This is a genomic window from Glycomyces halotolerans (genome assembly GCF_054779575.1).
In genome coordinates this window covers 41,176-60,077 of the sequence record NZ_BAAGXZ010000007.1, presented here as the reverse complement: position 1 = coordinate 60,077, position 18,902 = coordinate 41,176, and the positions used below count along the sequence as shown (strand labels likewise).

Here is an 18,902-nt window from a genome sequence, read left to right as displayed (position 1 = left end):
CGCTCGACTCCCAGTCATCGTGCCGCGACGCTCGGAGACTTCGAAGTTGTGTTACCTCGTCGTTTCCTTGCCTCAATTACAACACCCGAGGCCGATATCGACCAACGAATCGCAGGTGCGATGCATCACGTCCAGGCGAGGAGCGTTTCCCCTGGGTCGCCTAGGAAGTCGCCGACGTCGGCGAGGAATCTCGCGCCGAGTTCGCCGTCGATGAGCCGGTGGTCGAACGACAGGCCCAGCGTGGTGATCTGCCGGATCGCGATCTCGCCTTCGTGGACCCACGGCTGCGGGCGGACGGCGCCGAACACCAGGATCGCCGACTCGCCCGGAGGCAGGATCGGGGTACCGGTGTCGATGCCGAAGACGCCGACGTTCGTGATCGAGAACGTGCCGCCGGTCATGTCGGCCGGCGGCGTCCTGCCGTCGCGGGCGGTGCGGACGAGGTCGCCGATGGCGCCGGCGAGCTCGACGAGGTTGAGGTCCTGAGCGCCCTTGATGTTGGGCACGACCAGGCCCCGCGGCGTGGCCGCGGCGACGCCGAGGTTCACATCGCGCTTGACGACGATCTCGCCGGCCGCCTCGTCCCAGGAGGCGTTCACCATCGGATGGCGGCGGCACGCCAGCAGGACGGCCTTGGCCACCATGAGCAGCGGCGTCACCTTGACGTCGGCGAACTCCTTGCGGCCCTTCAGCTCGGCGACGGTCTCCATCATCCCGGTCACGTCGCAGGTGAGGAACACCGTCGCGTGCGGGGCGGTGAAGGCCGAGGCCACCATGTTCTGCGCGGTGGCCTTCCGCACGCCCTTGATCGGGATCCGCTCCTCGCCGCCCGAAGGCGCGAGGCGACGCCCGTTCCGGGTGGCCGGGGCCTGGGCGGCCGCTTCCACGTCGGCGCGGGAGACCGTGCCGTGCGGACCGGTCGGGACCACGGCGGCGAGGTCGACGCCGAGGTCCTTGGCGAGCTTGCGGACCGGCGGCTTGGCCAGCGTCGGCCCGGAGACGGGCGCGGCGGCCGGTTCGGCGGGGGCGGCCGGTTCGGGCGCCGGCGGCTCGGCGGCCGCGGTCTCGGCTTCGGCGTCGCGCTTGCGTTTGCGCCGCTTGGGGGCCGATTCCTTCGCACCGTATCCGACGAGGTTCGGAGTGCGCTTGTCCTCGGGCTTCTCCTTGGGCTCGTCCTCGGGTTCGTCCTGGCCGGCCGCGCCCTGGATCTCGAAGGTGGCCAGCGGCGCGCCGACGTCGACGGTGTCGCCCGGTGAGGCGTGGTGCTCGGCGACCGTGCCGGTATACGGGCTGGGCACCTCGACCAGGGCCTTGGCGGTCTCGACCTCGACGAACGGCTGGTTGAGCTTCACTTCGCCGCCGGGCTCGACCAGCCAGGCGGCGACTTCGCCCTCGGTGAGTCCCTCACCGAGGTCGGGCAGGTTGAACGTGATCTTCTGTCCCATGTCCTGGTCTCCTCAGTACTCGAGAGACCGGTCGACGGCGTCGAGCACCCGGTCCAGGTTCGGAAGGTAGTCCTCTTCGAGGCGGCTCGCCGGATAAGGCACGTCATAGCCGGTCACGCGCAGCACGGGGGCCTCCAGGGAGTAGAAGCACTCCTCGGAGAGCCGCGCGGCGATCTCGGAGCCGATCCCGAGGGTGCGGGGCGCCTCGTGGACCACGACCGCGCGGCCGGTCTTGCGCAGGGAGCGCTGAATCGGCTCCCAGTCGATCGGCGAGAGCGAGCGCAGGTCGATGACCTCGAGTTCGAGGCCCTCTTCGGCGGCGGCCCCGGCGGCGCCGAGCGCGACGTCCACGGTCGGGCCGTATGAGATGAGGGTCGCGGTCGACCCTTCCCGCACGACTCTGGCCTCGTGGAGGCCGGAGGCGGCGTTCTCGGTGTCGACGTCGGCCTTGGCGTGGTAGCGACGCTTGGGCTCGAAGAAGATCACCGGGTCGTCCGAGTCGGCGGCCTGCTGGATCATCCAGTAGGCGTCGTTCGGGTTCGCGCAGGTGACGACCTTCAGGCCGGCGGTGTGCACGAAGTAGGACTCGGGCGATTCGGAGTGGTGCTCGATCGCGCCGATGCCGCCGCCGTAGGGGATCCGCACGACCACCGGCAGGCGCAGGCGCCCGCCGGAGCGGTTGCGCAGTTTGGCCAACTGCGACACGAGCTGGTCGAACGCCGGGTAGACGAACCCGTCGAACTGGATCTCGCAGATCGGCCGGTAGCCGCGCAGGGCCAGGCCGATCGCGGTGCCGATGATCCCCGATTCGGCCAGGGGCGTGTCGACGACCCGCTCGGCGCCGAAGTCCTTCTGCAGGGCGTCGGTCACGCGGAACACGCCGCCGAGGCGGCCGACGTCCTCGCCCATGATCAGGGCCTTGTCGTCCTCCTCGAGGACCTTGCGGAGCCCCGAGTTGAGGGCCTTCACCATCGTCATCGTCGCCATCAGGACTCACTCCCCTCGTCGAGCGAGGCCCGGAAGGCCAGGGCCTCCGCCCGCTCGGACTCCAGGCGTGGAGGCCGGTCCACGTACACGGAGTCGAACATCTCGGTCACCTCCGGGTCGGACAGGCTCATCACCCGCTCGCGCAACTCCATCACGTGCTCGGTGGCTTCGGACTCGATCGCGGCGAAGTATGCCTCGTCGGCCAGGCCCTCGGCCTCGAGCCAGGTGCGGTAGCGCAGGATCGGGTCCTTGGCGCGCCAGTAGTCGAGTTCGGCCTCGTCGCGGTAGCGCGTGGCGTCGTCGGAGGTGGTGTGCGGCTGCATCCGATAGGTGAACGCCTCGATCAGGCTGGGACCCTCGCCGTTGCGGGCGCGGTCGAGCGCGCGGCGGGTGACCGCGTAGCAGGCCAGGACGTCGTTGCCGTCGACGCGGACGCCGGGCAGGCCGAAGCCCTCGGCGCGCTTGTAGGGCGGGACGCGGAACTGGCGGGAGTTCGGTTCGGAGATGGCGTACTGGTTGTTCTGGCAGAACAGCACCAGCGGGGCGTTGAACACGCCCGCCCAGATCAGGGCCTCGTTGAAGTCGCCTTCGGCGGTGGCGCCGTCGCCGTGGTAGACGATGACGGCCTCCCCGTCGTCGCTGCCGACGGCGCCGTCCTTGGCCACGCCCATGGCGTAGCCGGCGGCGTGGAGGGTCTGGGAGGCGATCACGATCGAGTACATGTGGAAGCGGTCGGCCTCCACGTCGCGGCCGCCGAGGTCGACGCCGCGGAACAGGGCGAATGAGGAGATCAGGTCGATGCCGCGGCACCACTGGACGCCGAGTTCCCGGTAGGCGGGGAAGACGGTGTCCTGCTCGCGCATGGCGCGGCCCGATCCGATCTGAGCCGCTTCCTGGCCGAGGAGGCTCGGCCACAGGCCGAGGTGACCCTGGCGCTGCAGGGCCGTGCCCTGGGCGTCGAGCTCGCGGGTGATGGCGAGGTCGCGGTAGAGCCCGCGGTACTCCTCGTCGGTGAACTGCACGTCGTAGTCGGGATGGGAGGTTCGACGCCCTTCGGGCGTCAGCAGTTGGACGAACTCTGGTTCGTTCGCCGAGGCGGAATTCCGACGGCTCTTGGCCGTCTTCTTGGCGGGGCGCGGTCGGTCAACTGAGCCCATGGTTGCCTCCTCGTTTTGTTATCTCGGTCATCCAAGCATCTCAAAGCCGTGGCGCGGGCGCTTCCGCAGCCGCCGTCCAACTACCATTCGTGGGCTGACATTCGACGCTGAGTAGCCACCCCGTCAGATCATCGACATCATCGGTCCTGAACGGGCGTTTCGTCGCACGGGGGTGGCCGGAAAGGAGCGCGCGGTGGGCCGCGAGGGCAGCGATCGTGAAGTGAAGTGGCCGCCGGGGGCCTGGCTCGCCCTGGTGGGGGTGAGCGCCGGGACGGTGGCGTCGTTCGCCGGTATCGGCTGGGCGTTCATGCACTCGGCCGGGTTCTACGACGACCCCGAGGCCGGCGATCCGGCGGCGTGGCCGCAGGAGTCGGTGGTGATCGAGGGCGGCCCGGGCGATCCGCCGGGACCCGATCGGGACGAGCCCACGAGTGAGCCTTCGGAGCGGCCGGAGGGCGGCGGCGGCGCTTCGGTGCCGCGGGCCGAGAAGATACGGACGGCCGGGCCGGACGCGGAAGCCGGAGCGGCGACCGAGGCCGGCGGAGCGCCGGAGGAGAGCGCCGAGACCGGGAGCGAGGAGCGGCTCGCGCCGAGCCGGACGGCCGACCCCGAGGAGTGCCAGTCGCTGACGCCGCCGACCGGCGACGAGGACGGCTCGCACGGGGATTCGAAGCCGAGGCTCGTCCTCGAACTGGAGATCGTGGGTCCACTTCGACCGAAGGGGTGAGCCCTGGGATCGGCCGCCCGCAGCCGTAACTTGCATACGCGGATTTCCGTTACAGATACAGAGCGCATCGCAGAGTGACGAACGCAACGGAAATCTGTGGGGTACAGCCAGATGGACCTTTTCTCCCGCACAATGCTCGCCTCCTCGGCCGAGGCCGGCCTGACCACGACGGTGCTGAGCCGGCACGTTCCACTCCTCCGCCGCAATGTGCGCCCCGGGGACCGGGTGGCGCTGCTGAGCGGCTGCGTCGGCTCCGACGGACTCGCCGGCGGCGACTGCGTCCTCATGCTCACCGCCGAACGCATCGTCGTGACACGGCAGTCGAGACTGCTGGGCCGGGTCCGGCTCTGCCTGGACGCGCCGGTCAGAGCGGTCGAGCGCCTTCGGTGGTCGGCCGATCCGAACGGACCGGGCGTCGAAGTCGGCTTCACGGTGTCGGAGGGCACCGGCGCGGCGGGGCCGCACCGGTGGCACTTCTGGCTTCCGGCCACGCACGCCAAGCGGGTGTGGCGGATCGACGCGATCCTGGCGCGCGAGTTCCGCCGCCCCGGAGCGGTGGCCGAGGCGGCGTCGGCGCCCCCGATCGGTTTCGAGTCGACGTTCGCGGCCGCCTGAGCGGGCCGCATCGGCTCTCAGCGGCGCAACTCCGCGGTGCAGCACTTGACCGAGCCGCCGCCCTTCTTCAGCTCGGACAGGTCTACCGGCACCGGCTCGTAGCCCGCGTCGCGGAGCTTGCGGACCATGCCGGCGGCCTCGGCGTTGACCACGACGTTGGCGCCGTCGGAGACGAAGTTGAGACCGAACGCGGCGGCGTCGGCGGCGTCGGCGATCAACGCGTCGGGGAAGAGGCGCTCCAGCAGCAGCCGGCTGCCGGGCGAGAAGGCGTCGGGGCAGTAGGCGATGTTGTCGTCGTCCAGGGGCGCCAGCGCGGTGTCGAGGTGGTAGTAGCGCGGGTCGACCAGGTGGAGCGAGACGACGGGGCGGCCGAAGACGTCGGCGGCCTCGGCATGGGCGCGCGCGTCGGTGCGGAAGCCCCAGCCGGCGAGGATCAGGCCGCGGCCGGGAAGGTAGGTGAAGTCGCCTTCGCCTTCGTTGGTGTGCTCCGGCTTGGCGAAGGTCCAGCCGGCGGCGCGGTACCACTTCTCGTGGGCGTCGGCTTCGGGAGTGCGCTCGGGATGGCGGAAGCGGGCGCCGTAGGCGAGGCCGTCGACGACGAAGGCGCCGTTGGCGGCGTAGACCATGTCGGGCAGGCCGGGTTCGGGCTCGATGCGGAGGACCTCGTGGCCGAGCCGGGTGTAGGTCTCGACGAGGGCGTCCCATTGGGCGCAGGCGCGAGCGGTGTCGACGGGGGCGGTGGTGTCCATCCAGGGGTTGATGGCGTATTCGACCGCGTAGTAGGCGGGGCGGCACATGAGATAGGTGCGGTGACCGGGGGCCCGGGTCGCGGGCGCCTGGTCGGGCGAAGAGGTGTGGTTCTCCATGGCGGTGAGTCTAGACAGCCGGCGGCCTCGGAGGCGCGCGGCGACGCCGCTGACGGTCCGAATGTGACCCAACCGCCTCCTTCTCGAGGCGGTATGCGTTTGCGGCGCGACGACGGGAACTCGGACCGCTCGAGCACGACTCCGGCCACGCCAGTGACACAGGGCACGCTCTCGGGCACCGCTTGACATGCAAGCGAGAACTTGCATATGGTGGCCTGATGTCAGATGAGGTCTTCAAGGCGCTCGCGGACCCGACCCGTCGGCGGATTCTCGATGAACTGACCGAGCGAAACGGCCAGACACTGTTCGAGATCTGCGCGAGACTCTCGGTAAAGCACGGTCTCAACTCATCGCGCCAGGCGATCTCGCAGCACCTGTCGGTGCTGGAGGAGGCCGGACTGGTGCGGTCCCGGCGCGAGGGCCGGTACAAGTTCCACGATCTCGACACCACGCCGCTGGCGCGCCTCGCCGACCGGTGGCTCAGACCTACCAAGAATGAGGACACATGCGAATCCACGTGACGAACGTCCACGTCGACGATCAGGAGCAGGCACTGCGCTTCTACACCGAAGTGCTCGGCTTCCTCCCGAAGACGGACGTGCCCTTGGGGGGCGAGAACCGCTGGCTGACGGTGGTATCGCCCGAGAGCCCCGACGGCGTCGAACTGCTGTTGGAACCGAGCGACCACCCGGCGGTGCGGCCGTACAAGGAGGCGCTGGCGAACGACGGCATCCCCTACATCTCGTTCGCGGTCGAGAATGTGCGCGCCGAGTACGACCGGCTGCGGGAGCTCGGCGTGAAGTTCACGCAGGAGCCGCTGACTATGGGGCCGGTGACCACCGCGATCTTCGACGACACGTGCGGCAATCTCATCCAGATCGCCGAGATGACCCCGCCCGAAACCGCTTAGGGGCGCCCGCAGGCGGCGACCCGGCGGCGGCACCGCCGCCGCTCCCCGCGGGAGCCGTCGGGTTCCAGCCCCGCACCGGAGACGGTCTTCCGGGGCCCTCCCCTCCCCGTGCCCACCCACCGCCGACCAGCACCCTATTCGAGAGCGGGCTCGCGCCCGCGCGGGGATCCGGGGCGGGACACGGTCCCGCGCACCTCCTCGACCCGCTACGTCGACATCGTCGCCGGCCGTGGCCGGCTCGCTATGTGAGGTCGCGGCGGCCAGGCCCGGGCCGCCGCGACCCGGTTGTGTCATCGATCCGATCGCAAGGCGCGGGACTGGAGCCGGCGCTAGCCGGCCATGACCGGGCCCGCCCTCGAGACCGCCCGCGCCGGCCCGAACACGGCCGGAATTCCGGCCGGTTTCACCGACACGCGGACCGTCACCTCCACATCGCGCACCTCGCAGCTGTAGAGTTCGGCCCCGCCGCCCTCCACCATCGCCGCCGCCGCTCCGCAGGCCTCGGCCTCGCCCAGGAGCACCTTGGCGGCTCCGGCGAGCGCGGCGGCGTCGGCGGCTCCCTGCGCCCGGTGCCTGGCGGCGCCGGCCTGGCCCATCGCCGCCAGTCCGGCGGCGAAGACCACCACGGCCGCCACCACTGCGATCATGAGGACCGTCGCCGAACCGCGCTCCCGCTCCGAGAGCCGCGGCGGCGTGGGGCCTCTGGGCCTCGGTATGGACGGTCGTCGGGAGCGGGTCGGGCGGCGTCGTCGTTCGCGCCGCGCTCGGCGGTCGGTTCGCCTGTTCATTCGGCGACTCCCGGCTCGAGCGGCGTACTGGCGTGGGCGCTGACCGTGACCGCCGGTGTGAGCGGCCCGAGCGGCTTCGACGGAGCGGTGACGGTCGCGCTCACCAGCGTGCCGTCGATCGTGATCCGCACCGACGCGCCGTCGGGCAGGTAGGGCGCGGCGACCGCTTGGGCGTCCTCGCCTCTGCCGGCGGCCAGTGCGGCACTGTTGGCGGCGTCGATCGCGCGGAGCTTGACGCCGACGGTTCCCACCGCCCACATCGACATCGCCAGTACGGCCACGACCGCCGGCATCACAGCGGCGAGTTCGGCGGTGACGAAGCCGCGCTGCCGCGCCCGGCGGTTCGGGCGCTTGGGAACGCGGATCATGCGAGCGCGCGTTCGATGAGGTTCGTCAGCGCGCCCTGCACGGTTCCCGAGGTGAGGACCTTCAGCAGTACGCCGGCGAAGGCGACGGCCGCGAGTGTGCCGACGGCGTATTCGGCGGTGGACATGCCGCTCTCGCCGCGCATCTTCGAGGCGAACCTGCCGCCCCAGCTGGGTTTGGTCACGCCCTTCATGCGGCCGGGGCTCCATTCGTCGTCGCGATGCCGGGGCCGAGGACGGCGGCGCGGCGGTGGCGCCTGGTCGGCGGGCGGGCTCGCTTCGGGGGCGGCCGATCGGCGCGGTTTCGGTCCGAGGTCGGTGCCGCTCTCCCGGTTCGCGGCACGGCAGGGTCGCGCGGTCGGGCCGGTGGGATCGCACTGTTCTCTGCGGCGGCAGGCGGCCGGGCAGTGGGTCGGGCGTTCCGGCCCGGTGCCGGCGATGTGGTGGACGGTCGGGTCGGGTTTTGCGTCGGCGATCATGTTCGCTGCCTTTCTGTTGTGGTGCTCTCTTGTCGTTCGGGTCGTGGTCGGTGGCAGGGGTCAGGGACCGGCGGCGACGGTGTCGGCGACGATGCCGAACACCACCGGGCCGATCCCGGCTATGACGAAGGCGGGCAGGAAGCACAGGCACAGTGGCCCGATGAGGGCGACTGCGGCCCGTCCGGCTCGCTCTTCGGTGGTGGTGCGGTGCTCGGAGCGCAGCGAGGCGGCGAGCTGTTCGAGTCCGCCCGCCATGGCCGCTCCGCTGCTGGAGGAGCGGTCGAGTTGCTTGGCGAGGCGGTCGGCGCCGGGCAGCCTTCCCAGCTCGGGGGCGGCTTCGTCGGCGGTGGATCCGAGGTGGATCGCCTGCGCGAATCGGGCGAGGCGTTCGCCTATGGGCCCGTGGTCGGCCGCGGCGAGGGCGAATGCGGCTTGCGGGAACGGGGCTCCGGCGCGCATCCCGGCGGCCAGGAGATCGAGGGTCCAGGACCATTGGGGAGCGAGCTGTTCGGCTTGGCGCCGTTCGTCTCGGTCGGGGTCGGCGTGGAGGAGGCGGCGGCTGAGCCACCAGGCGCCGACTCCCGCGGCGATGCCGGTGGGGCCGCCGACGGCCAGTGCGGCGGCGACGCCGATCAGCGGGGCGAGGAATCTTCTGGATCTCATGCGGCCTCCACTCCGACCGATCGCACCAGGGCTCCGGTCCAGGCCAGGCCGGCGGCGTGCAGCGCCATCGCGGCGGCCAGGCAGGCGATGCCCGGCAGGGTGGCCAGGAGGAATTCGACGGCGCCGACGCCGAGGGTCTCGCCGAGGGCCACGCCTCCGACCGGCAGGACGGTCAGGAGGGCCGCGGTGGCGCGGATGGAGGCGGTCTGGGCTCTGGTGCGGGAGGCGGCCTGTTCGTCCTCGCGGAGGTGGTCGGCGAGCCTGCGGCACAGGTCGGCGGCGGGCGCTCCGAGTTCCGCGGCGACTTTCCAGGCGACGGCGAGCCGTTCGGTGGTCTGGGTCGCTTCGCGGGGCCAGTCGGCGGCGATGGCCGCGACGGCGCGGTTGGGGTCGGTGCCGGCGGCGAGGTCGGCCGCGAGGTAGGCGACGGTGTCGGCGGCGGCGCGTCGGGCCAGCTCGAGTCGTTTCCGGTGCAGGGAGCGTCGCCGGGTGGTGACCGCGGCGGCGGCGTAGGCCGCGGCGGTCAGTGCCGCGGTGGTCATGGCGACCGGGCCGATGCCGTGGGCGAGCCAGGCTGCGGCGACGGCGGCGAGGGCCGCCGCGGCGATGGTCGTGGTGCGCGGTCGGGCGGTGAGCAGTGCGGTGATCGTCGCGGTCATGCGTGGCGCTCCCTCAGCAGGCGTTCGAGGATGCCGGCCGCCGGGCCGGGGCCGTGCCGGGTCCAGGCGGTGGCGACGGTCAGGCCGTGGCGGCCGCGGGTGTCGCCCGAGTCGATGACGGCGATCTCGGCGACTTGGCGGCCGGGTCCTCGGCGGCGCAGGTGGACGATGACGCGCAGGGCGGCCACGAGCTGGGCGTGCAGTCCGGCTCGGGGCATGCCGTGCGGGAGGGCGAGCGCTTCGAGGCGGGCCGGGACGTCGGCGGCGGCGTTGCAGTGGAGGGTTCCGGCGCCGCCTTCGTGGCCGGTGTTGAGCGCGCCGAGCAGTTCGCTGACTTCGGCGCCTCGGCATTCGCCGACGACGATGCGGTCGGGCCGCATGCGCAGGGCCTGGCGGACGAGGGCGGCCAGGTCGACCGTGCCGGCGCCTTCGATGTTGGCCGGTCGGGTTTCGAGGGTGAGCGTGTGCGGGTGGTCCGGGGCCAGTTCCGCGGCGTCTTCGACGATGACGATGCGTTCGGTGTCGTCGGCGGCCGACAGCAGGCTCGACAGCAGCGTGGTCTTCCCCGTCCCGGTGCCGCCGGTGACCAGGAACGCGATGCGGCCGGTGACGACGCGCAGCAGCAGGTCGGCCATGTCGGCGGTGAGCGTGTCGGCCTCGACCAGCTGGGAGAGGGTGAACGCTTTGGACCGGTGGGTGCGGAACGACAGGTACGGGCCGTCGGCGGCGATCGGCGGGAGGATCGCGTGGAAGCGGGTGCCGTCGGGGAGCCGGACGTCGGCGTACGGGTTCCCCGAGTCGAGGCGGCGGCCGGCGGCCGCGGCGAGCCGGCAGGCCAGGGAGCGGATGGTGTCGTTGTCGCCGAGGCGGACGGCGGCGGTCTCCAGTCCTTCGCCGCGGTCGATCCACACGCCGTCGGCGCCGTTGACGACCACGTCGGTGACCGTGGCGTCGTCCAGGAGCGGTTGCAGCGGTCCGGCCCCGGTGAGGTTGTCGGCGACCTGTTCCGACAGTCGCAGCAGGGCCGGCTGGTCGGGCGGGGCGGCGCCGGCGGCTCGGAGGGCTTTGACGATGTCGGCCGTGGCCGGGCGGCGCCGGTGGCGGCGGTCGGGGCCAGGCTCGGACTGGGCGGCGAGTTGGCGCCGGACGCGGTGGATCAGTTCGAGGTTCATCGGGCGGCTCCGGCCGGGTCGAGTGCGGGGGCGCTTGCGCTCGGTTCGGCGGCGTCGAGGCGGGCGCGGGCGAGTTCGGCGATGAGTTCGTGGAGCCTGCGGGCGGTGCGGGAGCGGGGCGGCTTGCCTTGGCGCAGCCGTTCGGGAAGCCGGTCGTCGGCGGGGACGGCGCCCCACACGGGCGGCTCGGTGCGGTCGGGGGCCGGTTCGGGGCGCGGACCGGTCCGCCCGCGGGTGATCATGCCGAGGCGGGCGGTGTGGGCGGTGTATGCGGCGATCACGCTCCGGGCGGCTTCCCAGGCGCGTTGGGAGGGCCCGAGGACCACCGCCGCCGTCCGCGCGGCCGCCGCCGCGCGGACGGCCGCTTCGGTGCGCTGCCGGGGCAGGTCGATGACGACCAGGTCGGCGGCGATCCTGGCCGCGTGCAGGACCCGTTCGAGGGCCGCGGCCGGGACCGGCTCGGGGTTGCGCGGGTCCGGTCCGATCAGGTGGAGGCCGCCGCGCTGCGGGAGTCCGGAGAGGAGGCGTTCGGGTTCGAGCTGGCCGGTGCCGGCCGTCAGTGAGGGCCAGCGCCAGCCCGGTTGGGCGGCCAGGCCGGCGGCGGAGTCGATGCCGCCTCCGGTGAGGTCGAGGTCGATGAGGGCGACGCGGCGGCCTTCGGATGCGGCGGCGGTGGCGGCGGCGAGGGCGAGGGTGGAGGCTCCGGCGCCGCCGTGGCCGGCGACCGCGGCGATGGTGGGGGCGGGGGTGGTGTCGCGGGTGGTGCGGGTGAAGCGGTCGAGGAGCCAGTCGGTGGCTTCGGGGAGTGCGATCACGTGGTCGGCGTGGAGTCGGATCGCGATGGGCCAGAGTATGGAGGTGTCGCCGGGGTCGGAGCCGATCCAGGCCATGGTGGTGCAGAGGATGAGGTCGCGGCGTTCGGGCAGGCCGCGTTCGAGGCAGGCGGCGGCGATGTCGGCGCCGACGATGACGAGCGGGGCGCGCTGCCAGTGCGGTTCGGAGGCGGCGGGGTCGCTGACGCGGCGGAGGGGGTGGTCGGATGCGGCGGCGAGGGCGGTGACGAGTTCGGCGAGGCGGTCGTCGGCGGTGACGAGGAGGGATTCGCCGGTGCGGGGTGCGGGTGCGTCGGGCCGGTGGTCGGTGTTCGCGGTCTGGGCGCCTGCGGTCGCGATCATGATGACTCCTACTTTTCGTGTTTATTTGATTGCCTGGAGTAACCATGACGGACCTGTCAAGAGATGGCAAGGAAAAGTTTCGCCGCCTGTGGATAACTTCGGGCCATTGAGGAGAAACGCCTGGCAGCGGCGCCGCTGAGGCGTTTCGCGCGTTAGAGGTGCGATCGGGGCGGTGCTGTGGATGACCGTGGCGGGAGCATGCGAAAAGGGACCGTCGCTCTGTGACGGTCCCTTGTGTCGGTGTGGCCGGCCGGCTATTCGGGGCGGATGCCCCAGACGCCGAACCACGCCTCGCTGGGCGAGAGTTCGACGAGGTCCTCGCCGCTGCCGAGCGCGTTCGGCGGGCAGGTCGTCGGTTCGATGGCCACCGCGGCGCGGTACCGGTCGCCTTCGAGGCCGTCGGAGGTGTAGATGTGGACCCAGTCGAAGGACTCGTCCATCCAGACCACGGTCGCGGCGCCGGTGACCGGGTCGGCGAGGCGGACTTCGGCCTTGCCGTCGGAGCCGCGTTCGAGCTGCCCGTAGGCGTCGTCGATGGCGCGGTCGCCGAGGACGGTCGGCTCGGCGAGGTCGGCGGAGGTCTGTCCGACCGGGATCTGCTGCTTGTCGAGCTTGAGCTTCTTCTTGGCCGGGACGTGCAGGGTCGCGTCGTCGACGCGGTCGAGGCCGCCGGCGGCGAGGTAGCAGTGGGTGCCGAGTCCGAACGGCGCGGTCCGGGTGCCGGGGTTGGAGACGGTGTGGGCGGCCCGGAGGCCGCCGGGGCCGACCGACCAGCGGGTGCGCAGCAGGAGCGTCCAGGGGTAGCCGGGGCGGGCCGGGATGCGGCATTCGAGCGTGACCGAGGTGTCGGTGACCTCGGAGGCGGTCCAGTCGGCCCAGGCGGCGAAGCCGTGGAGGGCGGAGTTGGTGTGGACCTCGTTGATGGGCAGCTGGTGTTCTTCGCCGCCGTAGGAGTATTTGCCGTCGCGGACGCGGTTGGGCCAGGGCGCCAGGACGTGGCCGGCCCAGCCCGGAGCGAGCTCTTCGTCGCCGTAGGTGGTGACGACCTGGCGTCCGCGGTGGGTGTAGGAGCGTACGCCGCCGCCGACACCGACGATGGTCGCCTCGTGGTCGTTGTAGGCGATAGACCATTGCTCGCCGGACAGCGCCATCGTGGGTACCTCCATGTCGTTTGGGACGGGCGGGATGTGCCTTGACGTTAGCTCATCGAGGATGACCTGCGGCACGCGTATCGATGTGGGGGAGATCGCAACGAACCGTTGAAATCGACAAGACTCGTTATCGAAACCCTCCCATCAATTCCGGCAGAACAGTACAAATACCACCGCTCACGACGCTTCCCTCGAATTTTGCGCCGCTTTTGAACACCGGAACGTGATGGCCCTCGCCGAGCTCGGACTTCCGTAGCCGAACGCATTGAGGCACCATTTCCCCAACAACTACGAACCGTCGCCTCCCGGAAGCCCCCGGTCGGCATACACAGGGACAACCACTCAGGAGTACAACGATGTCTGAGTTCAAGCCCGGGCTCGAGGGCATAGTCGCCTTCGAGACCGAGATCGCCGAGCCCGACAAGGAAGGTGGAGCGCTCCGCTACCGCGGCGTCGACATCCAGGACCTGGTCGGCCAGACTTCCTACGGCGACGTCTGGGGCCTGCTCGTCGACGGCAAGTTCGGCAATGGCCTGCCCGCCGCCGAACCGGTCCCGGTGCCGGTCTCCTCAGGCGACACCCGCGTCGACGCCCAGGCCGCGGTCGCCATGCTCGCCCCGTTCTGGGGCCTCAAGCCCCTGCTCGACGTCGACGACGACACCGCCCGCGACGACCTCGCCCGCGTCTCGGTCACCACGCTGTCGTTCATCGCCCAGTCCGCCCGCGGATCCGGCCGGCCCGCCGTCCCGCAGTCGGAGATCGACAAGGCCGAGACCATCACCGAGCGCTTCATGCGCCGCTGGAGGGGCGAACCCGACCCCGCCCACGTCAAGGCCGTCGACACGTACCTGATGTCGGCCGCCGAGCACGGCATGAACGCCTCCACCTTCACCGCCCGCGTCGTCGCCTCCACCGGCGCCGACGCCGCCGCGGCGATCTCCTCGGGCATCGGCGCCCTGTCCGGTCCCCTCCACGGCGGCGCGCCCTCGCGCGTGCTGCACATGATCGAAGAGGTCGAGCGGCGCGGCGACGCCGACGCCTACGTCAAGGATCTGCTCGACTCCGGCGACCGCCTCATGGGCTTCGGCCACCGCGTCTACCGCGCCGAGGACCCGCGCTCGCGCGTCCTGCGCGCCGCGGCCAGGGAACTGGGCGCGCCCCGCTACGAGGTCGCCGAGGCGCTCGAGAAGGCAGCCCTCGCCGAGCTCAAGGCCCGCAAGCCCGACCGCGTCCTGGCGACGAACGTCGAGTTCTGGTCCTCGGTGCTGCTCGACTTCGCCGAGGTGCCCGCCGACCTGTTCACGCCGATGTTCACCTGCGCCCGCGTCGCCGGGTGGAGCGCCCACATCCTCGAGCAGAAGCAGCTGGGCCGGATCGTGCGCCCGTCGGCGAAATACGTCGGCCCCGGACCCCGCAAGCCATCCGAAGTGGACGGCTGGAAGTAGCGTCTCGCCCGGCCGGTCCCGCTCGGTTAGGATGAGGCCGGAAACCCACCGCCCACCGACGCCGAACGAGACCGACCCATGCCCTCCCCGGCCCCGGCGCCCCGACGCCCCACGCTGCGCCGGCGGGACCTTCTGATCGGAGGCCTCGCCGGTCTCACCGTCGCGGCCGCGGCCGCCGAGGGCGCCTGGTCGATGTGGGACTCGGCCCGCGACCCGCGCGAGGCGCCGCCGCACCCGCAGACCGACCCGGTCCACATGCAGATCGTCGCCCACCCCGACGACTGCCTGTACTTCATCAACCCGCGCATCGCACGCGTCCTGGCCACCGGAGCCGGCAGCTGCACCGTCGTCCTCACCGCCGGCGAAGCCGACGGACGCAACACCAAGGACCCCGCCGGCGCGCCCGACTTCGCCGGATACTCCGCCGCCCGCAACACCGGGCTGCGCCGCGCCTACGCCTACCTGGCCACCGGCGACTCCGAATCGCCCTGGGACCGGACCTGCGTCGACCTCGACTCGGGGCAGCAGGTCGAAATGTGCGTCCTGCGCGACCGCCCCGAAGTCCACCTCATCTTCTGCTCACTGTGGACCAACCTGGGCCGGATCACCGGCGACTACACGCGCCTGATCGCCCTGTGGCAGGGCCGACTCGACGCCTCCCTCGTCCTGCCGCCGACCGACTCGCCGCTCACCGCCGAGGCCACCGTCGACCGCGACACCGTCCGCGCCACCCTCCTCGAACTGCTCGACCGGTACCGACCCGCCGTGGTCAACACCCTCGACCCCGACCCCGACCAGGTCGTCGGGCCGAAACTCGGCGCCGAGCAGACCGGCTACTCCGACCACATCGACCACACCGCCGCCGCCCTGTTCGCCTGGGACGCCGTCCGCGAATGGGGCGGCGCCTCGGTCATCGAATCCTGGCGCGGCTACTACAACCGCCGCTGGCCCGGCAACCTCGGCGCCGCCGACCGCGACGTCAAAGGCCGGGCCCTGAACGTCTACGCCTGGGCCGACGGCCTCGACTGCGGCGCGCTCGCCGGCTGCGGCGACCGCCTCGTGGTCGGCCCCGACACCGGCGACACCTACGGCATGGGCACCCACCCGCGCTACACCGCCGCCGTCGCCGGAGCCGCGATCGACCGACGGCTGCGGCCGGTCGCCGTCCACGGCACCAGGCTCCGCCTCCAAACCGACCGAGGCTGGGCCGACACCGGCGGACCCGACCTGCTGCCGACCATCGCCGTCGCCCGCTCCCGCGTGTTCGGCATCAGCCCCGACCACACCGGCGACCCCGAAGCCCACCGACGCGACCTCCACTGCCTCGACCTGGACGACGGCGAATGGACCGACCTGGGCAACCCCGCCGGCACCGGCGAAGCGGCCCGCCGCGTCGGACTGCCCACCGCCGCCGACAACGGCACCACCACCCTCGTCGCCGTCCGCAGCCCCACCCGGGGCCTCCACATCCGCACCAAGACGCTCGGACACGCCTGGAGCGACTGGACCCACCTCGAAGGCCGCATGGTGCACGAATCCCCCGCCGCCTACGCCACCGCCGACGGCCGCATCGAGATCGTCGCCGCCACCCCCGCCGGACTGGCGATATGGCAGTGGGCCGCCTACGGCTGGACCACCCGCGACCTCGACCTCCCGCACGTCGGCGGCGAACCCGGGTACATCCCCGCCAGCGGCGTCACCGCCGCCGGAGCCGGCGACGGCCGGATCGTCGTCGCCTCCCGCAGCGCCGGCAGCGCCGACGTCGTCCTCCACTACGGGCGCGGCCGGTCGTGGACGGCGACGCTCCTCGAACTCGAAGGCGGCATCCTCCCTCCGGCCGTGGCCGTCGCACCCGACGGGACGGTCGCCGTGGCCGCCGACAACGGCGCCGGAGCCCCCGCGGTCGCCACGATCGCCCCGGCCGACCTCGAGCACCGCCCGGCCGTCCGGCCCGAGATCCGCTGGAGCCACGGCGACATCGTCCTCACCCGGCGCCCCGCCATCGCCTTCGACGCGGCCGGCGGCCTGCGGCTGTGGGCCGTCGGCACCGACGGCGAGGTCTACACCGCCGCCTCCGCGGCCGGTGACGCGCCGCCCACGGCGTGGGCACCCGCGCTACGGCAAGGCGACTGAGCGCGGCTATTGTGAGGCCCAGGACCGACCAGAACGGAGCCCCAAGTGACCGACGAGATCACCATCCCCGCCGAACTGCTTCCCGCCGACGGGCGATTCGGATCCGGCCCCTCCAAGGTGCCGGCCGAGACCATGGCCGCGCTGGCCGGGGTCGGCACGTCCGTCATGGGGACCTCCCACCGCAAGAGCGCGGTCAAAAACCAGGTGGGGCGACTGCGCAGCGGCCTTGCCGAGCTGTTCGCCCTCCCCGACGGCTACGAGGTCGTCCTCGGCGTCGGCGGCACCACCGCCTTCTGGGAGGTGGCCGTGTTCGGCCTCGTCGAGGACCGGGCGCAGGCGGCCAGCTTCGGCGAGTTCGGCTCCAAGTTCGCCGGGGCCGTCAAATCCGCCCCGCACCTGGGCGAACCGACCGTGGTCACCGCCGAGCCCGGCTCGGCGGCGTACCTGGAGGCCGAAGCGGGCGTGGACGTGTACGCCACGCCGCACAACGAGACCTCCACCGGCGTGGCCGTCGAGGTCAAGCGCGTCCCCGGCGAGGGCCTGATGCTGCACGACGCGACGAGCGCGGCGGCGGGACTGCCGGTCGACATGCGCGAGACCGACTGCTACTACTTCGCGCCGCAGAAGGGCCTGGCCTCCGACGGGGGCCTGTGGATCGCGCTGATGAGCCCGGCGGCGATCGAGCGAGCCGAGCGGATCGCGGCCTCGGGCCGCTACATCCCGGCGTTCTTGGACCTGAAGACCGCGATCGACAACTCCCGCAAGGACCAGACGTACAACACTCCCGCGGTGGCGACGGTGTTCCTCGCCGCCGAGCAGGTCGACGCCCTCAACGCCGCCGGCGGCCTGGACGGCGCGGCCAAGCGCTGCGCCGAGTCGGCCGGGACGCTGTACTCGTGGGCCGAATCGCGCGCCTTCGCGTCGCCGTTCGTCGCGGACCCGAAGCTGCGGTCCAACGTGGTGGTGACGATCGACTTCGACGGCGTGGACGCCGCTGAGATCGCGAAGGTACTGCGCGCCAACGGGATCGTCGACACCGAGCCGTACCGCAAGCTGGGCCGCAACCAGTTGCGCATCGCGACCTATCCGGCCGTGGACCCCGCGGACGCGGCCAAACTGACCGAAGCGATCGACCACGTCGTCGAGCGGCTGTCCTAGCGACGAGTCCTGGGGCCGGACCGGTGGTCCGGTCCGCGGCCGTATCGGCGCTTCGCGGCCCCGGCCCCGGCGTCGCCTCGGTTAGATTTGGGATCGTGGAAGAAGCCCTAGACCCGGCGCGGCTGCGGCTGCTGCCGACCCTCATCGAGCACCAGCGGGTCCGCACCACCCCGGTCAAATCAGAGGCGTCGGCCTCGGCGCAGCGCCTGACGTTCGACGACGGCTCCTCGGCGTTCGCCAAATTCGCCCACGGCGACCGGCCCGGATACCTCGCGGCCGAGGCGAACGGGCTGCGGTGGCTGCGGGAGGCGACCTCGTCGGTCGTGGAGGTCCTCTACGCCGACGACCGGATCCTCGTCGAACCGTGGATCGAGGCGGCCGAGCCGACCCGGGAGCACGCGGTCGAGCTGGGCCGCCAGATCGCGCAAATGCACGCGGCCGGGGCCGAACGGTTCGGGGCGCCCTGGCGCGGCTACATCGGCGAGACGTTCATGGACAACGACGCGGCCGGCTCCACCTGGGCCGAGTGGTACGCCGAGCGTCGCATCGCACCGTACCTGCGGCCGTCGCGCGACAACGGCGCGCTCGACGCCGCCGACGTCGAAGCGATCGAGGCGGTGGCGGCCAAGCTGCCGGATCTGGCAGGGCCCGATGAGCCGCCCGCCCGCACCCACGGCGACCTGTGGTGGGGCAACGTGCACTGGGCGGCCGACCGGGCCTGGATGATCGACCCGGCCGCGCACGGCGGCCATCGCGAGACCGACCTGGCGAACCTGCGGTTGTGGGGCGGGGTGCCGCTGCTCGAGGAGATCCTCGCCGGCTACACCGAGCTCGCGCCGCTGGCCGACGGGTGGCGCGAGCGGCTCGGCCTTCATCAACTGTTCCCGCTGCTGGTCCACACCACGCTGTTCGGGCGCTCCTTCCGGGCCGGGCTGATGGGCGTGGTCGAACGCTACCGGTGACCGTGTGAAAAGGGACCGGCCCGCCGCGACCTGTCGCGGCGGGCC

Annotated in this window: 20 protein-coding genes; 8 read left to right on the top strand and 12 right to left on the bottom strand. The window is 72.1% G+C overall.

Annotated features, from left to right (window positions below; genetic code table 11):
• Positions 1 to 125 precede the first annotated feature (125 nt).
• From ACYVL2_RS08350 to pdhA, 3 genes are read right to left on the bottom strand one after another with little or no spacing between them, the layout of a single operon-like run.
• Complete coding sequence (locus ACYVL2_RS08350; RefSeq protein WP_460542128.1) at positions 126 to 1,445, bottom strand: dihydrolipoamide acetyltransferase family protein; 1,320 nt, start codon at positions 1,443 to 1,445, stop codon at positions 126 to 128.
• A 12-nt stretch (positions 1,446 to 1,457) separates the two neighbouring features.
• A complete protein-coding gene (locus ACYVL2_RS08345; RefSeq protein ID WP_460542126.1) occupies positions 1,458 to 2,432 on the bottom strand; it encodes an alpha-ketoacid dehydrogenase subunit beta in 975 nt (324 codons plus the stop codon).
• Positions 2,432 to 3,589, bottom strand: coding sequence for a thiamine pyrophosphate-dependent dehydrogenase E1 component subunit alpha (gene pdhA / locus ACYVL2_RS08340; protein ID WP_460542124.1), 1,158 nt, complete (start codon positions 3,587 to 3,589; stop codon positions 2,432 to 2,434). Before pdhA ends, ACYVL2_RS08345 begins: the two co-directional genes overlap by 1 nt.
• 193 nt (positions 3,590 to 3,782) lie before the next feature.
• Between pdhA and ACYVL2_RS08335 the strand changes: the two genes are divergently transcribed.
• Both ACYVL2_RS08335 and ACYVL2_RS08330 read left to right on the top strand, forming a co-directional pair.
• Complete coding sequence (locus ACYVL2_RS08335; protein WP_460542123.1) at positions 3,783 to 4,316, top strand: hypothetical protein; 534 nt, start codon at positions 3,783 to 3,785, stop codon at positions 4,314 to 4,316.
• Positions 4,317 to 4,427: 111 nt separating this feature from the next.
• Positions 4,428 to 4,931: a hypothetical protein gene (locus ACYVL2_RS08330; RefSeq protein WP_460542121.1), complete on the top strand. Its 504-nt coding sequence runs from the start codon at positions 4,428 to 4,430 to the stop codon at positions 4,929 to 4,931.
• A 17-nt stretch (positions 4,932 to 4,948) separates the two neighbouring features.
• Here the strand turns inward: ACYVL2_RS08330 and ddaH are convergent, their stop codons facing one another.
• Positions 4,949 to 5,797 (bottom strand): dimethylargininase, encoded by an 849-nt coding sequence (gene ddaH, locus ACYVL2_RS08325; protein ID WP_460542119.1) that lies wholly within the window; start codon positions 5,795 to 5,797, stop codon positions 4,949 to 4,951.
• Positions 5,798 to 6,015: 218 nt separating this feature from the next.
• Between ddaH and ACYVL2_RS08320 the strand changes: the two genes are divergently transcribed.
• Together ACYVL2_RS08320 and ACYVL2_RS08315 are read left to right on the top strand one after the other, a co-directional pair.
• Positions 6,016 to 6,318, top strand: coding sequence for an ArsR/SmtB family transcription factor (locus ACYVL2_RS08320; protein ID WP_460542117.1), 303 nt, complete (start codon positions 6,016 to 6,018; stop codon positions 6,316 to 6,318).
• Positions 6,303 to 6,707 (top strand): VOC family protein, encoded by a 405-nt coding sequence (locus ACYVL2_RS08315; protein ID WP_460542115.1) that lies wholly within the window; start codon positions 6,303 to 6,305, stop codon positions 6,705 to 6,707. Before ACYVL2_RS08320 ends, ACYVL2_RS08315 begins: the two co-directional genes overlap by 16 nt.
• 329 nt (positions 6,708 to 7,036) lie before the next feature.
• Here the strand turns inward: ACYVL2_RS08315 and ACYVL2_RS08310 are convergent, their stop codons facing one another.
• The 8 genes from ACYVL2_RS08310 to ACYVL2_RS08275 all read right to left on the bottom strand — a co-directional run bounded on the left by ACYVL2_RS08310 (position 7,037) and on the right by ACYVL2_RS08275 (position 13,159).
• Positions 7,037 to 7,495 carry an Rv3654c family TadE-like protein gene (locus tag ACYVL2_RS08310; protein WP_460542113.1) on the bottom strand — a complete coding sequence of 153 codons (459 nt, stop codon included), beginning with the start codon at positions 7,493 to 7,495 and terminating at the stop codon, positions 7,037 to 7,039.
• Positions 7,492 to 7,863 (bottom strand): TadE family type IV pilus minor pilin, encoded by a 372-nt coding sequence (locus ACYVL2_RS08305; protein WP_460542111.1) that lies wholly within the window; start codon positions 7,861 to 7,863, stop codon positions 7,492 to 7,494. The genes ACYVL2_RS08310 and ACYVL2_RS08305 overlap by 4 nt, the downstream gene beginning before the upstream one ends.
• Positions 7,860 to 8,054, bottom strand: coding sequence for a DUF4244 domain-containing protein (locus tag ACYVL2_RS08300; RefSeq protein WP_460542350.1), 195 nt, complete (start codon positions 8,052 to 8,054; stop codon positions 7,860 to 7,862). Before ACYVL2_RS08300 ends, ACYVL2_RS08305 begins: the two co-directional genes overlap by 4 nt.
• 345 nt (positions 8,055 to 8,399) lie before the next feature.
• The gene (locus ACYVL2_RS08295; RefSeq protein ID WP_460542109.1) at positions 8,400 to 9,002 is read right to left on the bottom strand and encodes a type II secretion system F family protein; all 603 of its coding nucleotides are present in this window, start codon (positions 9,000 to 9,002) and stop codon (positions 8,400 to 8,402) included.
• Positions 8,999 to 9,661, bottom strand: a complete 663-nt coding sequence (locus ACYVL2_RS08290; RefSeq protein WP_460542107.1) for a type II secretion system F family protein — start codon at positions 9,659 to 9,661, stop codon at positions 8,999 to 9,001. The genes ACYVL2_RS08295 and ACYVL2_RS08290 overlap by 4 nt, the downstream gene beginning before the upstream one ends.
• On the bottom strand, positions 9,658 to 10,833 hold the full coding sequence (locus ACYVL2_RS08285; protein ID WP_460542105.1) for a CpaF family protein: 1,176 nt from the start codon (positions 10,831 to 10,833) through the stop codon (positions 9,658 to 9,660). Before ACYVL2_RS08285 ends, ACYVL2_RS08290 begins: the two co-directional genes overlap by 4 nt.
• A complete protein-coding gene (gene ssd, locus ACYVL2_RS08280) occupies positions 10,830 to 12,008 on the bottom strand; it encodes a CpaE-like family protein (protein ID WP_460542103.1) in 1,179 nt (392 codons plus the stop codon). The genes ACYVL2_RS08285 and ssd overlap by 4 nt, the downstream gene beginning before the upstream one ends.
• A 254-nt stretch (positions 12,009 to 12,262) precedes the next feature.
• Positions 12,263 to 13,159, bottom strand: a complete 897-nt coding sequence (locus tag ACYVL2_RS08275) for an aldose 1-epimerase family protein (protein ID WP_460542101.1) — start codon at positions 13,157 to 13,159, stop codon at positions 12,263 to 12,265.
• Between the two features lie 356 nt (positions 13,160 to 13,515).
• On the opposite strand from ACYVL2_RS08275, the gene ACYVL2_RS08270 reads away from it, so the two are divergent.
• The 4 genes from ACYVL2_RS08270 to ACYVL2_RS08255 all read left to right on the top strand — a co-directional run bounded on the left by ACYVL2_RS08270 (position 13,516) and on the right by ACYVL2_RS08255 (position 18,857).
• Complete coding sequence (locus ACYVL2_RS08270; protein WP_460542099.1) at positions 13,516 to 14,604, top strand: citrate synthase 2; 1,089 nt, start codon at positions 13,516 to 13,518, stop codon at positions 14,602 to 14,604.
• A gap of 78 nt (positions 14,605 to 14,682) precedes the next feature.
• Complete coding sequence (locus tag ACYVL2_RS08265; protein WP_460542097.1) at positions 14,683 to 16,737, top strand: PIG-L family deacetylase; 2,055 nt, start codon at positions 14,683 to 14,685, stop codon at positions 16,735 to 16,737.
• 45 nt (positions 16,738 to 16,782) lie between these two features.
• Positions 16,783 to 17,895: a PLP-dependent aminotransferase family protein gene (gene serC, locus ACYVL2_RS08260; RefSeq protein WP_460542095.1), complete on the top strand. Its 1,113-nt coding sequence runs from the start codon at positions 16,783 to 16,785 to the stop codon at positions 17,893 to 17,895.
• A 95-nt stretch (positions 17,896 to 17,990) separates the two neighbouring features.
• A complete protein-coding gene (locus ACYVL2_RS08255; protein ID WP_460542093.1) occupies positions 17,991 to 18,857 on the top strand; it encodes a fructosamine kinase family protein in 867 nt (288 codons plus the stop codon).
• Positions 18,858 to 18,902: the final 45 nt, after the last annotated feature.

Bases quoted from the DNA above. Each gene is read 5' to 3' on its own strand.
- ssd (WP_460542103.1), bottom strand. From the start codon at position 12,008: ATGATCGCGACCGCAGGCGCCCAGACCGCGAACACCGACCACCGGCCC.
- ddaH (WP_460542119.1), bottom strand. From the start codon at position 5,797: ATGGAGAACCACACCTCTTCGCCCGACCAGGCGCCCGCGACCCGGGCC.
- pdhA (WP_460542124.1), bottom strand. From the start codon at position 3,589: ATGGGCTCAGTTGACCGACCGCGCCCCGCCAAGAAGACGGCCAAGAGC.
- ACYVL2_RS08315 (WP_460542115.1), top strand. From the start codon at position 6,303: ATGCGAATCCACGTGACGAACGTCCACGTCGACGATCAGGAGCAGGCA.
- ACYVL2_RS08265 (WP_460542097.1), top strand. From the start codon at position 14,683: ATGCCCTCCCCGGCCCCGGCGCCCCGACGCCCCACGCTGCGCCGGCGG.
- ACYVL2_RS08275 (WP_460542101.1), bottom strand. From the start codon at position 13,159: ATGGCGCTGTCCGGCGAGCAATGGTCTATCGCCTACAACGACCACGAG.
- ACYVL2_RS08285 (WP_460542105.1), bottom strand. From the start codon at position 10,833: ATGAACCTCGAACTGATCCACCGCGTCCGGCGCCAACTCGCCGCCCAG.
- ACYVL2_RS08270 (WP_460542099.1), top strand. From the start codon at position 13,516: ATGTCTGAGTTCAAGCCCGGGCTCGAGGGCATAGTCGCCTTCGAGACC.
- ACYVL2_RS08305 (WP_460542111.1), bottom strand. From the start codon at position 7,863: ATGATCCGCGTTCCCAAGCGCCCGAACCGCCGGGCGCGGCAGCGCGGC.
- ACYVL2_RS08350 (WP_460542128.1), bottom strand. From the start codon at position 1,445: ATGGGACAGAAGATCACGTTCAACCTGCCCGACCTCGGTGAGGGACTC.
- ACYVL2_RS08330 (WP_460542121.1), top strand. From the start codon at position 4,428: ATGGACCTTTTCTCCCGCACAATGCTCGCCTCCTCGGCCGAGGCCGGC.
- ACYVL2_RS08290 (WP_460542107.1), bottom strand. From the start codon at position 9,661: ATGACCGCGACGATCACCGCACTGCTCACCGCCCGACCGCGCACCACG.
- ACYVL2_RS08345 (WP_460542126.1), bottom strand. From the start codon at position 2,432: ATGGCGACGATGACGATGGTGAAGGCCCTCAACTCGGGGCTCCGCAAG.
- ACYVL2_RS08310 (WP_460542113.1), bottom strand. From the start codon at position 7,495: ATGAACAGGCGAACCGACCGCCGAGCGCGGCGCGAACGACGACGCCGC.
- ACYVL2_RS08320 (WP_460542117.1), top strand. From the start codon at position 6,016: ATGTCAGATGAGGTCTTCAAGGCGCTCGCGGACCCGACCCGTCGGCGG.
- ACYVL2_RS08295 (WP_460542109.1), bottom strand. From the start codon at position 9,002: ATGAGATCCAGAAGATTCCTCGCCCCGCTGATCGGCGTCGCCGCCGCA.
- ACYVL2_RS08300 (WP_460542350.1), bottom strand. From the start codon at position 8,054: ATGAAGGGCGTGACCAAACCCAGCTGGGGCGGCAGGTTCGCCTCGAAG.